The organism is Rossellomorea sp. RS05, assembly GCF_039822645.1.
Classification (GTDB): domain Bacteria; phylum Bacillota; class Bacilli; order Bacillales; family Bacillaceae_B; genus Rossellomorea; species Rossellomorea marisflavi_B.
In genome coordinates, this window is sequence record NZ_JBDKWY010000010.1 from 80,312 (window position 1) to 92,588 (window position 12,277).

Here is a 12,277-nt window from a genome sequence, read left to right on the forward strand (position 1 = left end):
ATCCACCTTGAAAACAAACAAAAACAAAACCGAACGATTAGCCTATGCTGGTTAGCATGGGAAGTCGTTCGGTTATTTGCGTTGTTGCTCTATCTTATGATCATATCTCCACTTGTAAGATCAACGTTGATGGAGTGCTCACCCGTCCCTTTCGTTCCCTTGATGGAATCCTCCGTGGTCGTTTTATCCTGTAGTTTAATGGTGCTTAGGATATCTCCACTGCTTGCATTTCCGTTCAGTTTGAAGTTGGCATCCTTAGGAAGCTTCAGGTCAACATCTCCCGATCCGATGGTAAAGTCCACATCACCAGTCAGTTTCTTCATGGAAACGGACAGATCGCCAGATGAGACGGTTCCTTTGAGCGGCCCCTCATATCCGGTCAACAGGACATCTCCTGAATTTAAGACGAGGTTTCCTTTCTTCGTTTTAATATCTTTGGCAACAAAGTCGCCAGATGATCCCTTATAGGTAAAACTTTCTGTATCGAAGTTCCCGATTTTCATATCACCGGACCCCATCACCACCTTCATATCTTGAAGAGACATTGCATCATCAGGTGAAAAGATCAGGTCGCCAGATCCAAGGGCAATCTCTACGTTTTCCGAATAGCCCTGGGGTAGATACACGATAGTGTCGTACCCTTTAGAACCGAAACTGAAGGAGAAAAATTCCTTTGTTTTGACGGAAAGGTTGATTTCATCGCCTTTGTCCTCAAGCTTCATCTTACCTTTTCCATTGAACTCGACCCTGACTTCTTCAGCTTCTGACGTCACGACCTTCGTGTCACCACTTCCGATCGATAGATGGATAAGCTTGGTTTCATCGGTCACCTTGGCGCTGTCCGTGGTTGAACCGCTCTTGGCAAACAGGGTGGTCCGGTCATTGAGTATGAAGAAGACCGCACCGAGTGAAAGTAACGCGACTGCGATGGCAAACATATTTTTTTTCATAGTTCTTTCTCTCCTTGGTTTGTTTTTCCAATCTCTTTATAGTGTAAGGGGAGAGAGGGGTTTTCGCAATGAGCCCCCGGATCAATCTTTCATCGGCCTCTGGTCTTAGAAGGGGTTTGAAACGTGATGAAATGGGGGAGTATGCAGGATGGAAGGTGGGAAGAAGATGACGTATCCTATTGTGAAGAAAGGTTTTTTTGAACAACCGACCCTCAAGCTTGCCAGGTCCCTCCTTGGATGCCTTCTCGTGAAGGAAACGGATGAAGGGGTGACTTCTGGGTATATCGTGGAGACTGAAGCCTATATGGGAGCATTGGACCAGGCAGCCCACAGCTTCGGGAACCGGCGAACCAAGCGGACCGAGGTGATGTTTGGTGAACGGGGGAGCATATACACTTATGTGATGCATACCCACTGCCTAGTCAATGTTGTGAGTGGGGATGTGGGGGTTCCAGAAGCTATTCTTATTCGTGCCGTGGAGCCATTTGAAGGCAAGGATCTGATGAGAGAACGTCGCAAAGGTCAACCAGAAAAAAACTGGACGAGTGGCCCTGGAAAGCTGACTAAGGCAATGGGGATCACTATGGAGGATTACGGAGGTTCCTTTCGAAAGCCGCCCCTCATGATTTGCGAAGGTATGAGGCCTGACAGCATCAAAGAAGGCAGGAGAATCGGCATTGAGAACAGTGGTGAGGCGAGGGATTATCCGTGGAGGTTTTGGATAGAGGGAAATCCTTATGTGTCAAAAGCAAGATAGAAGTAATTTTTAGAAAATAGGGACAAATACCCCCAAATGAGCCATTGTTTATGGTATATTTTACTTATAAAACATACGTCTAGTGGGAAGGCGTTGAACCTGAATGTACGATGGGCGCTTGCATTCAGGGGAGCCAGTAGCGCAACCGACCGCATATGAAGTCTATTTCTATGTGGTTTTTTTGTACCTGCTTGTTCAAAATATACAGAGAGATAAGGGGTCCTAATGAATATTTTCAGTATTTTTCAAGATGACTTAATCTATCACGAATTCCAGCCCTTGTTTCGGCTGGGACATCATCAGTCTCTCTATGCGTATGAGGGGCTCCTCCGCAATACGTTCAATCAGAATCCAGAGCATGTGTTCCAAACGGCCATCAAAGCCAATATCCTGTATAAGCTCGACACCCTGTCCATCACAAAGGCGATGGAGAGCTTCGTGAATACCGGCCTCGACTGTAAGCTGTTCCTGAATATCTATATCACGACCATCCTTCATCCGAGTTTCCGTCACTACTTTGATCATCTGATGAAGACCCACCCTTCAATGGAAGGGAGGCTCGTCCTCGAGATCAATGAATCAAGTGCAGAGGAGCTATGGCAGAATCCCTTATTAAAACAGGCGTTGAAAGGGTTGAGGGAGTATGGGGTATGGTATGCCATCGATGATTTCGGGCAGGGTACCTCTTCCATCAAGAAGTCCATGGAATATGAGCCCGAAGTGATCAAGCTTGATCGCTATTTTGCCATGGATCTTGCTCAAGATCCCAAGAAGCAGCGATTCCTGTCTTTCTTCAGCCAGTTCTATTCCGAAGATACCCTAATTGTCCTCGAGGGGATCGAAAAGCAGGAAGACATGGAGGTTGCCCTTCATCTGGGGATTGCCATCGGACAGGGCTATCATTTGGGCAAGCCGGGAAAACTGCTGGCTTAATCAAAGTACTTATAGGTTTGGCAGGCATCATGCCTTCCCTGTTCTTTATTTACAGAAAATAAATTAAATTGAAAAATATTGAAGAGGAGAGTAGGATAAAGGGAAAAGAGAAAAAGGGGATCCATATGAACAAGTACGTTGTTGTACCGTTACGATTTATTCTGTATTACATACTGGGGATTCTTGGAATCCTTGGGGTGAGCGTCGCACCACAGGTTCTGAGTGAAAAAGGACTGTACAATTTCGTTGCTTTCATTGAAGAATTTCTCAAGTTCACCATCTATTTCGCCGACCCGGGAAACTGGGAATATAACTACAAGGGACAAGTCGACTCCCTTTTCAATGTCCTGTGGGAGCCTTATCTTTATTCCATGACCGTCATATTCGGGGCAATCGCCCTTGGGCTTTTACTAGCGCTGGTATTTGCCATGATCACTTTTTTCCTCCCGACTCCGCTTTCTTCCACGTTGAAGAAAATCCTGAACTTCATGGAGTCGGTGCCGGATCTGCTATTTGCTTTCCTCCTGCAGCTATTCATCGTTTTCTTCTTCAAGAAGTACGGCATCATGCTCATGGAATTCACGGAGTTTGACGGCGTGCAGATATACGCTGCGCCGATCTTCACCCTCGCCATCGTTCCGATGGTCTCCTTCTTCAGGATCCTCCTTCTCGTCATGGAAGAGGAAATGGTGAAAGATCACATTGAATTTGCCAGGAGCAAAGGGCTATCCAAAAGCCGCATCCTCTTCTCACATGTGATGAAGAATATTACACCAAGCTCCTTCTATCATGGGAAGCTCATCATCTGGGGGACCCTGTCGAGTTTATTCATCATCGAAACCCTATTTGATATGAGGGGAATCACCTTCTATATCACACAGGATTTCAGACCCGTCGTGATTGCGTATGCCCTGATCCTTCTTTTCACTCCGTTCTTTTTTATTTATCAAGGGGTGTACCTGTGGATGAACCGTGCTGCTGTGATTGATGATTCCCACTACCGGATCAAAAAGGACAAGATCAAGTTCTCAGAATGGAAGATTTGGGGTTTCATCGCCACTTCGTGGAGGGCTTGGAAAGTACATATGAAGAATCCGAAATTTGCTGGAGGATTCATCATCATCTTCGGAATGATTGTGTATAGTTTCTGCCATTCCTTCTTCAAGGATGAACCTGTCAGCAAGCTTTACTATGTAAAGGATGATGCAGGTACTCTGATAAGCGTCCCGCCTCATGCACCATCAGAGTTCATGGCGCTCGGATCCGACTACAATGGCTTCAGCATCTTGGACCAGCTAATCGTCGGAGCGAAGTACACGCTCATCTTCGCCCTTGTGGTGGCGCTACTGCGGGTTGTAGGTGGCTTCTATCTCGGGGTGGGCTATCACTTCTTCTTGAATGAACGCAGGAAGAACTGGGTGAATAGAATCGTGGATTCGATCCACTTCCTGCCGTTGAGCCTCATTGCGTATCTTCTATTAAGACCGGTGCTGTGGGGATTGACATTCGAAGGATTCCAGCACTCCCTGTTTGAACGGCTCGTCTTCGAGGCGATCGTCCTGACGATCTTGGTGCTGCCCCTGACGATGGTATTGATCGGCAATGAGCTTAAGCTGATCGGACAGCAGGACTTCGTCGTTTCGGCCAAGCTTCTTGGAGGGAGTAACCGCCATCTGCTCTGGACACATCTATTCCCGCACCTGGCTCCGAGGATGTTCATCCTGTTCGGGCAGCAGTTCATCCAAACGATGCTCATCCTGGTCCATATGGGGCTGTTCTATCTATTCCTTGGTGGCACCATCGTATCAAGGGGGCTCCTTCCCGATCCGCCGAAGTCGGCTACATTTGAATGGTCAGGGCTTATCAGTTCTTCCAAACAAGCACTGATGACAGAGAAATATTGGATCGTCCTATTCCCGCTCATCGCCTTCATGATCGCCATCTTCGCCATGCAGTTGGTGGTCCAGGGAGTCAAGGAGATCCAGCAGGCCAAGGTCGGTGTAAGGGTGAATAAGAAGCCGATCAAAGGTTGGAAAAAGTGGAGTAAGAGTGAGAAGCCAAAGGTGAATCCACCTCTTGAAGGAGACTTCACCTTGACGCATCAGAACATCAAGGGATGATGTCCACCCGGCATGAAATCCGAAACGGAGGGACATGTTAAAGGAAAAGGAGTGATGAACGATGAGGATACTGCTCATCAGCTTGACGCTGTCTTTTTCTTTGACAACGACGGGGTTTGCGAGGGACATCCTGCCCTTGCCTGCCCATAAAAAAGAACTGGCCATCGTAATCGATGACCTTGGGAACGATATGGATGGAACGGAAGATATCCTTAATACAGAGGCGACGCTGACGATTGCTGTCATGCCGTTCCTGCCGTCCACAAAGAAGGATGCCGAACGGGCTCATGCGAAGGGCCACGAAGTGATTCTCCATATGCCGATGGAACCTGTGACGGGAAAGGCAAGCTGGCTTGGGCCAGGGGCGTTGACAACAGACTTGTCGGATGATGAAATCCGAAGCCGCGTGGAGAAAGCGATTAAAGACGTCCCCTATGCCGTAGGGATGAATCATCACATGGGTTCAAAGGTGACAGCCGATGAACGCATCATGAGGATCGTCCTCGAAGTATGCAAAAAGCACGGGATGTTTTATCTCGACAGCAAAACTACGGGTGAAAGCGTCATCCCGAAGCTTGCTGACGAACTGAAGGTGCCTTACCTCGAGAACGGACTCTTTTTCGATGATATCTATACGAAGGAGCATATCGGGCAGCAGGCGACAAAACTTGCCGCTAAACTTGAAAAAGATGACAGCATGGTGGCCATTGGTCACGTCGGTGTAACGGGTACGATGATTGCATCAATGCTGAAGGACTTCATTCCTGTCTACGAAAAAGAAGCCAATATTGTCCCATTATCCGACCTTATTCCTGAGTATCACTTGATTGATGAAAGCATGCCATGAGTTGTATGCTGATAGGTGATGAACAATCGGAGGGAGAGTCGATTACATGAAAATGGCTATTGTGACCGGAGCAACAAGGGGACTGGGCGAAGCGATTGCTTCTGACCTGGTGGAAAAAGGGGTCGGACTTATCAACATATCCCGTCGAGATAATGAAAATCTGAAGGCCTTGGCCATGGATGCAGGGGTGGTCTATTCCTTCCATTCGTGCGATCTGACATCTGCTGCCGACACGGAACAGGTATTCAGGGAAGTGGGAGCAAGCGTGTTTTCAAGCGGAGCCGACACAATTTATGTGATTCAGAATGCCGGCTTGGTCACCCCCATCAATCCGTCCGGACAAGTGGATGCCGGGAGCTTGGAAGCAAGTGTTCACGTGAATCTCCTTGCTCCCATGATCGTCCTCAATGAAATGATCTCCGCGTCTGCGGGCAAATCTGGACAGATGGTGATTGTCAATGTCAGTTCAGGTGCAGGTAGCCGGCCAGTGTATGGGTGGAGTACATACTGCTCCACCAAGGCAGGACTTAATATGCTGACAGAAACCGTGAGCCTGGAGCTATCGACTTCAGGACATGATCATAAGGTTATTTCCTTCAGCCCGGGTGTCATGGATACAAATATGCAGGGAGAAATCCGTTCCTCCTCACAGGAAGCTTTTGTTGAAGTAGAGAAGTTCAAACGCTACAAGGAAGAGGGGACGCTCCGCTCGGCAAAAACGGTGGCAGAAGCCATTGTAGGTTTATTAATGGATGGAGAGATAGACAGCGGGAAGCTCTACCATATTAATGATTTGGTATGAACAAGAAGAAGCCCCGGTGCTCCTTGGTGATCCAAGGGCATCGGGGCTTCTTGTTTTATTACGATCTTACAGGCTCTGTTGTATGAGTCTTTTTACGGGTGAAGCGCGGCAATGCAAACTTAATGGCAATTAGTCCGCAAATGGCTGTCAATACCGGGTAGAACGAGTAAGGCAAGACACTGAGCGGAGAGATTTTCGCCGTCTCGGCTACCAGAAGGATCTGTGCTCCGTAAGGGATGAGACCTTGAATGGAACAAGAAAAGATATCCAGGACACTGGCCGTTTTGCGATTATCGACTTTGTACTCATCACTGATGGATTTAGCCAATGGCCCAGCGATGATGATTGATATCGTATTATTTGCTGTACAAAGATTTGTTGATGCGACAAGACCGGCTGTCGCGTACTGCGCACCCTTCGGTGAGCGAATCTTCCTGGTTGCAAAATACAGAAGTGCTTGGATTCCGCCGTTGTGACGGATCAACTCGACGACCCCACCGATGAAGATGGAGAGAAAGGCGATTTCACCCATGCCAAGCATACCGTCGGCAACAGCACCGAAGTATTCTGACGGTGCGAAACTGCCATCGATGAAGCCGATGATTCCAGAAAGAACGATTCCTCCAAGCAATACGGCAAATACGTTTAAGCCGATCAAAGCTGTAATGAGGACGACGATATACGGAAGGATCTTGATCCATTCATAGTTACCTGCATTGACGGATGATTGTTGCCCCAAAGTGATAAAGAACAAGATGATCAGCGTGATGATACAGGCTGGAAGTACGATGGAAAAATTGACCTTGAACTTGTCTTTCATTTCGGTTTTCTGTGTACGGACAGCGGCAATCGTTGTATCAGAGATAAAGGATAAATTATCCCCGAACATAGATCCGCCAACTACGGTTGCCATGGCAAGAGGCATGGAGATGTCGGTTCCGTTACTGATCCCGACGCCGATCGGGGCAAGAGCCGCAATCGTTCCCATTGATGTTCCCATTGAGATGGATATAAAGGCTGCGATGACGAATAGGCCCACAATCAACAGGTTACCAGGCAGGACGGATAGAGCCAGGTTGACCGTAGCGTCCACAGCCCCCATCTTATCGGCAACGCCCGAGAAAGCACCTGCAAGAAGGAAGATGAAGACCATGATCATAATGTCCAGGTGGCCGGCTCCCTTCGCAAAACGTTCGACTTTTACATTCAGACTGTCCTTCCGGTTCATGGCCAGCGCCACGACAGCAGCGATGATGATTGCGACGAGTACTGGGAAGGAATAGAAGTCCCCTGAAATAATCCCTACTCCGAGGAACAAGGCAACGAATATGAGTAATGGTAATAATGCCAGTAGATTCCCTTTTTCCTGATTCATGTTGTGCACTCCTTTTAGATGATTTGTTGCGCGTAAAATAAAAAACCTCTTCAAATAAGAAGAGGTTTCCATGAAAACGAAACACCCTTCTTATCTTTCAAGCCGGTGGCTTGCTGGATGTGGCACAGCACTCGTTGGGACGAGTCCGCTGCCGAGACATCAAAGGGCCAGTCCCTCCGTCTCTCTGGATAAGAAGATTTTACGTTATGCAGTTATGATTAAGATACTTACATACTTTAATGGGTTTCATCTTAAATGTCAAACGGGAAATTTTTCATCCGCATTAAGCAAACGCATTCATATTTTGAAGATGAACACAGTTAGTATTGTAACTGGAATAAATCAGATGATATAATCAGTTAATGGAAAAATAAGGGGTTCAGAGCCCTCAGCACACAGAAGAGGTGACCGTATGAAGAAGCGATATTGGCTGCTGGCATTGAGTATGTGTCTGTTACTGGTGGGGTGTTCTCAAGGGAAGGGAAATGGTTCATCGAAGTTGACGCTGGAACCGTATGACCTGAGTGATAAGGAAGAAAAGGTGGTTGCCGTTACAGGGAGAGACTCCATGTTCTTCTTTACCCTGGATGGAACCCTAGCAAAGGATATGGATATTGAAAGGACCATGGAAGTGTATGAAAAAGGGAAGCTCGTAAGCGATGAGCCGTTCCAATACGGCGAAGAAGCGAAAAAGTATAAACACTCCCTGAACTCCTTCGGCATGGAAAGCTCGGAAAAGGATCTGAAGATCTTTCATGGGAGCGAAGGTACCTTCCTTACAATGGACGAAGACCCCATACCTGAAGAAAGTGGAAGCAGTGCATCCTCCTTGTTAACAGAAAAAGTGGAGCTCAAGAAAGATAAGCCCGTCTATATCTACGGAATGGCCACTTCTAAAATCGGCGGGGATCCCGCAAGTATTGGATTGGAAGATGGGAAACCTGTCGGTGGCTTCAAAAAATCCGACAAGGCCTATATCTATAAAATCACCCTGGTGGACCGTAAATCTGAATAATTTTCAGAATAAAGATTATTTTATTAGAATAATAGGTTTTAAATCTTTTGACTGGTGGTACAAGAAAGGTATATATCACATATAGGATTCGAGCGTTAACAACTTTCATGTAAAAGGGGAGTCTATTATGGATAATACCTTCGTCTACTCAAAAGAATATGCCAACCTTGGCGACATTATAGAATTCAAAAGGAAAAAGCACGTCCTGCAAGGCGTCGTGACGACCCTAAGGGAGAACACGGTCATTGTGCGCATGGATAAGGAATCAGCGATGAAGCTGGACCTTCCCGATGATCAAACCGTGGTTGCCCATAAGAACTATGCCGTCATCGAGCGAGCTGAAAATGGCACGAATCCGGTCTTCGTCTACGATGGATGGAACAGTGCATTGAAGGCGTAAATAGTATACAAGAAAAATCCCCCGGCGCTAAATTGAGCGTCCGGGGGATTTTTTTGAGTTGTTCAAGTGATAAGGTGAAGCATGCAGAAAGACTCCTGTGCAGGCGGTTCACCTTCTCCTCGGTTCACCGCCGGTTTGCGTACTCCTTGACCATTTCTTCTGTCACGGTCTTGCGCTGGGGTACGACGCCCTGCCTTGCAAGGGCATTGATCTCCTGGGTGACGTGATTGATGCGGTCGGTGGTGAATGGCCTTCCGGCTTCGCATAATGTGAGGGCTTCTTCGATGGCCTGTTCCCTCGATTCATCAAGCTTCATGAACTCCTTCACGAGGCTGTGCTGCTTGCTTGAATGCTTTGTGATGTCCTTGTGTACGCTCATGCCCTCATCCCTCTTTCGATTGGTATATGTCTCATTATGCTTGTTTTTCACAGCGGTGGCAATGGTTATAGGATCGGGGAGAGGAGCCGGGATATGGACTCCTTGAATTTGATCATGAGAGGTCGGCGGTGATAGTCCTCGAGGGTCAATTCCCTGCTTAATTTCCTGTCTTCCATGAAGGAGCGGCTGAGCTCACGTGAAAGCTTCCGGTCATAAAGAAAGGCATTCACCTCAAAGTTCAGGCGGAAGCTCCTCACGTCGATATTGGCTGTGCCGACCGATGAAAGTTCATCATCCACTACGATCGTCTTCGCGTGGATGAAGCCGTTATCGTAGATGAAGATCCTTGCCCCTGCCTTCAATAATTCCCCCACATACGAGTAAGTCGCCCAGTAAACAAACATGTGATCAGGCTTGTTCGGGATCATAATCCGGACGTCCTTCCCGGTGAGTGCAGCGATGCGCAGGGAATCCAAGAGACTTTCATCCGGGATGAAATAGGGTGTCTGGATGTAGATCGAGTGCTTGGCCGATGAAATCATCTTCAAGTAGCCGTTCTTGATCTGCTCCCATTCTGAATCAGGTCCCGAGGTGACAATCTGGATCCCCGTCGAACCACTGAAGGAAGCGGTCGGGAAGTATTTTCCCTCATAGGAGATCTTCCTTGACTTTGTGGCCTGGTTCCAGTCCAGGATGAAGCGTGTCTGCATGGCGAGGGAGGCGCTGCCGATCACCCGGAGATGCGTGTCCCTCCAGTATCCGAACTTTGGATCCAAGCCGAGGTATTCATCGCCGACGTTGAATCCTCCCACGTACCCAACCTTCCCGTCGATGATGACGAGTTTGCGGTGATTCCGGTAGTTGAGGCGCAGGTTTACAAATGGGATCTTCGACGGGAAGAAGACTGCGACTTCTCCACCCACTGCCGTCAAATGCCTGAAAAAACGGGGTCTCGTCCGTCTCGAACCCATCTCATCGTACAGGATCCGGACTTCAAGACCCTGTTTTGCCTTTTCGATGAGCTTCTCCACGATTTTTTTGCCGAGCTGATCTTTTTTGAAGATATAATATTGAATATGAATATGGCTCCTTGCCTGTTCGATGTCACGCAGGAGAGCTTCGAACTTCTCCTGACCGTCTGTATAGACCGTGACATCATTGTCCTGGGTCAGCAGGGCGTCGTTGTTGATGAGGTGCATATAGATGAGGTCCTGATGGGGAGAAATTTCTCTGTGCCTGAAAGGGAGGGAACGTTCCCTCAACGACCGGGTCTGTTCAATCAGGAGGTCCTCGATTCCGATCTTTTTGATTCCTTCCCAGTCGAAGAGGCGTTTCCTGGTCATGTTTTGTCCGAAAATCAAATAAAGGATGAAGCCGAGATACGGAATATAAAAGAGAACCATGAGCCAAGCCCACGTCGCCCCGGCATTTCTCCTTTCAAGGAAGACGATGATGGAAGCGAGCACCAGGTTGAAGAAGAATAAAACCCCTAAGAGGATGGAAAGAATGTGCATGCTTTTTCTCCTTTTCAAACCAACTAATGGTAATATATTGTAGTGTACGAGTTATAGTATGTCCGGATCAGAAAGAAGGTGAACAGATGAAGTATGCTTTCATACGGACGATGCTGATGGCGGGTCTCTGGGCGTTTTGGATAACAGAAGCGTATACGGGCCTTGAATCCCTTATCACCCTTATCATCCTGTCCGCCTTGTCCATTGCACTGTTCTTCTTGGTGCCGTTGATGAAAATCCCCCAGATCAGCTATATGCTTCAGCTGCTATTGGTGATGGTCGGAACCATCATCACCCATTATACACCACTCATCATGTGGACCGTCGTGTTCCTGATTCTCATGGAAGCTGCGGTCACACTGAGGAAGGATCAATTTCGGCAGAGTCTATTTGCAACGGCCGCCTTCTTGATCGTGGTGGCAATTTATTCTTATCCTATCACTGATTATGAAATATGGATCATCGTGGTCTTTTTCCTCTTTTCTACTTATAAGGTAAATGAGGACCGGCTGGAAAGCAAGGAGCAACGGGTGCTCTATGAACAGTTATTGGGAGAATATAGAAGCCTCAAGCGTCTGCAATTCGTGACGGAGCAACATTCGAAGGCCGAGGAGCGTACGAGGATCGCGCGTGATATCCATGATTCTGTTGGTCACAAACTGACGGCCCTCCTTATGCAGATCGAGATGTTGTCGATCCAGAATGGGAAGGAAGGATATCGAGATCTTAAGCGTCTTGCCGTAGATAGCCTGGAAGAGACGAGGGAAGCAGTAAGAACACTGAAGGATGGGGAACTGTCGGGTATTCAATCCGTCCTCCAGCTTGTCAGGAAGCTAGAATCCGAGAGTCATATCCAGATCCAGCTCACCACCCGGCAGGGGATCCTCTCCTCAAGGTTTACCAATGAACAGAATGTCGCCCTTTATAGAAGCATCCAGGAGGGCGTGACTAATGCCATGAGACATGCTCATGTGAGAGAAATACGCGTGACACTCGGAAAGACGGCACAGGGGCACGCAAGCCTGGTCATCGTGAACAATGTGAAAGATCCGGTCCCGATCAAACCGGGATTCGGCCTGACAAGTATGAGGGAGCGACTCGAGAAGATCGGGGGTCGTCTTGACATCCAACAGACCGATCGTGAGTTCTCTTTGACTATATCATTTCCTATAGAGGAGGCGTAGC

The 12,277-nt window shown here is 47.8% G+C and carries 12 protein-coding genes and 2 riboswitches; of the genes, 8 read left to right on the forward strand and 4 right to left on the reverse strand.

The annotated features are described in order from the left end of the window. Positions 1-89: 89 nt before the first annotated feature. Complete coding sequence (locus ABJ225_RS19795; protein ID WP_347321428.1) at positions 90-950, reverse strand: DUF4097 family beta strand repeat-containing protein; 861 nt, start codon at positions 948-950, stop codon at positions 90-92. A gap of 166 nt (positions 951-1,116) precedes the next feature. Between ABJ225_RS19795 and ABJ225_RS19800 the strand changes: the two genes are divergently transcribed. The 5 genes from ABJ225_RS19800 (at position 1,117) to ABJ225_RS19820 (ending at position 6,409) form a co-directional block, all read left to right on the forward strand. Further along, on the forward strand, positions 1,117-1,707 hold the full coding sequence (locus ABJ225_RS19800; protein WP_347321429.1) for a DNA-3-methyladenine glycosylase: 591 nt from the start codon (positions 1,117-1,119) through the stop codon (positions 1,705-1,707). A gap of 77 nt (positions 1,708-1,784) precedes the next feature. Further along, positions 1,785-1,867: riboswitch (cyclic di-GMP riboswitch) on the forward strand. A 65-nt stretch (positions 1,868-1,932) separates the two neighbouring features. After that, positions 1,933-2,640 carry an EAL domain-containing protein gene (locus ABJ225_RS19805; protein ID WP_286188430.1) on the forward strand — a complete coding sequence of 236 codons (708 nt, stop codon included), beginning with the start codon at positions 1,933-1,935 and terminating at the stop codon, positions 2,638-2,640. Positions 2,641-2,765: 125 nt separating this feature from the next. Beyond that, a complete protein-coding gene (locus ABJ225_RS19810; protein WP_347321430.1) occupies positions 2,766-4,760 on the forward strand; it encodes an ABC transporter permease subunit in 1,995 nt (664 codons plus the stop codon). A gap of 61 nt (positions 4,761-4,821) precedes the next feature. Then, complete coding sequence (locus ABJ225_RS19815) at positions 4,822-5,607, forward strand: divergent polysaccharide deacetylase family protein (RefSeq protein WP_347321431.1); 786 nt, start codon at positions 4,822-4,824, stop codon at positions 5,605-5,607. A 46-nt stretch (positions 5,608-5,653) separates the two neighbouring features. After that, the gene (locus tag ABJ225_RS19820) at positions 5,654-6,409 is read left to right on the forward strand and encodes a (S)-benzoin forming benzil reductase (RefSeq protein ID WP_347321432.1); all 756 of its coding nucleotides are present in this window, start codon (positions 5,654-5,656) and stop codon (positions 6,407-6,409) included. 58 nt (positions 6,410-6,467) lie between these two features. On the opposite strand, the gene ABJ225_RS19825 is transcribed toward ABJ225_RS19820, so the two are convergent. Continuing rightward, entirely contained in the window at positions 6,468-7,784 is a 1,317-nt protein-coding gene (locus ABJ225_RS19825; RefSeq protein ID WP_347321433.1) for a Na+/H+ antiporter NhaC family protein, read from the reverse strand. 87 nt (positions 7,785-7,871) lie between these two features. Continuing rightward, a riboswitch (SAM riboswitch) is annotated at positions 7,872-7,979 on the reverse strand. Positions 7,980-8,196: 217 nt separating this feature from the next. Between ABJ225_RS19825 and ABJ225_RS19830 the strand changes: the two genes are divergently transcribed. Further along, on the forward strand, positions 8,197-8,799 hold the full coding sequence (locus ABJ225_RS19830) for a hypothetical protein (RefSeq protein WP_347321434.1): 603 nt from the start codon (positions 8,197-8,199) through the stop codon (positions 8,797-8,799). Between the two features lie 127 nt (positions 8,800-8,926). Next, positions 8,927-9,199: a DUF2187 family protein gene (locus tag ABJ225_RS19835; protein WP_048007262.1), complete on the forward strand. Its 273-nt coding sequence runs from the start codon at positions 8,927-8,929 to the stop codon at positions 9,197-9,199. 124 nt (positions 9,200-9,323) lie between these two features. Here the strand turns inward: ABJ225_RS19835 and ABJ225_RS19840 are convergent, their stop codons facing one another. Both ABJ225_RS19840 and cls read right to left on the reverse strand, forming a co-directional pair. After that, positions 9,324-9,578 (reverse strand): YpbS family protein, encoded by a 255-nt coding sequence (locus ABJ225_RS19840; RefSeq protein WP_347321435.1) that lies wholly within the window; start codon positions 9,576-9,578, stop codon positions 9,324-9,326. A gap of 65 nt (positions 9,579-9,643) precedes the next feature. Continuing rightward, positions 9,644-11,092, reverse strand: coding sequence for a cardiolipin synthase (gene cls / locus ABJ225_RS19845; protein WP_048007260.1), 1,449 nt, complete (start codon positions 11,090-11,092; stop codon positions 9,644-9,646). A gap of 86 nt (positions 11,093-11,178) precedes the next feature. Between cls and ABJ225_RS19850 the strand changes: the two genes are divergently transcribed. After that, positions 11,179-12,276 carry a sensor histidine kinase gene (locus tag ABJ225_RS19850; RefSeq protein ID WP_218247508.1) on the forward strand — a complete coding sequence of 366 codons (1,098 nt, stop codon included), beginning with the start codon at positions 11,179-11,181 and terminating at the stop codon, positions 12,274-12,276. Position 12,277 lies beyond the last annotated feature (1 nt).

Bases quoted from the DNA above. Each gene is read 5' to 3' on its own strand.
- ABJ225_RS19795 (WP_347321428.1), bottom strand. From the start codon at position 950: ATGAAAAAAAATATGTTTGCCATCGCAGTCGCGTTACTTTCACTCGGT.
- ABJ225_RS19800 (WP_347321429.1), top strand. From the start codon at position 1,117: ATGACGTATCCTATTGTGAAGAAAGGTTTTTTTGAACAACCGACCCTC.
- ABJ225_RS19805 (WP_286188430.1), top strand. From the start codon at position 1,933: ATGAATATTTTCAGTATTTTTCAAGATGACTTAATCTATCACGAATTC.
- ABJ225_RS19810 (WP_347321430.1), top strand. From the start codon at position 2,766: ATGAACAAGTACGTTGTTGTACCGTTACGATTTATTCTGTATTACATA.
- ABJ225_RS19815 (WP_347321431.1), top strand. From the start codon at position 4,822: ATGAGGATACTGCTCATCAGCTTGACGCTGTCTTTTTCTTTGACAACG.
- ABJ225_RS19820 (WP_347321432.1), top strand. From the start codon at position 5,654: ATGAAAATGGCTATTGTGACCGGAGCAACAAGGGGACTGGGCGAAGCG.
- ABJ225_RS19825 (WP_347321433.1), bottom strand. From the start codon at position 7,784: ATGAATCAGGAAAAAGGGAATCTACTGGCATTATTACCATTACTCATA.
- ABJ225_RS19830 (WP_347321434.1), top strand. From the start codon at position 8,197: ATGAAGAAGCGATATTGGCTGCTGGCATTGAGTATGTGTCTGTTACTG.
- ABJ225_RS19835 (WP_048007262.1), top strand. From the start codon at position 8,927: ATGGATAATACCTTCGTCTACTCAAAAGAATATGCCAACCTTGGCGAC.
- ABJ225_RS19840 (WP_347321435.1), bottom strand. From the start codon at position 9,578: ATGAGCGTACACAAGGACATCACAAAGCATTCAAGCAAGCAGCACAGC.
- cls (WP_048007260.1), bottom strand. From the start codon at position 11,092: ATGCACATTCTTTCCATCCTCTTAGGGGTTTTATTCTTCTTCAACCTG.
- ABJ225_RS19850 (WP_218247508.1), top strand. From the start codon at position 11,179: ATGAAGTATGCTTTCATACGGACGATGCTGATGGCGGGTCTCTGGGCG.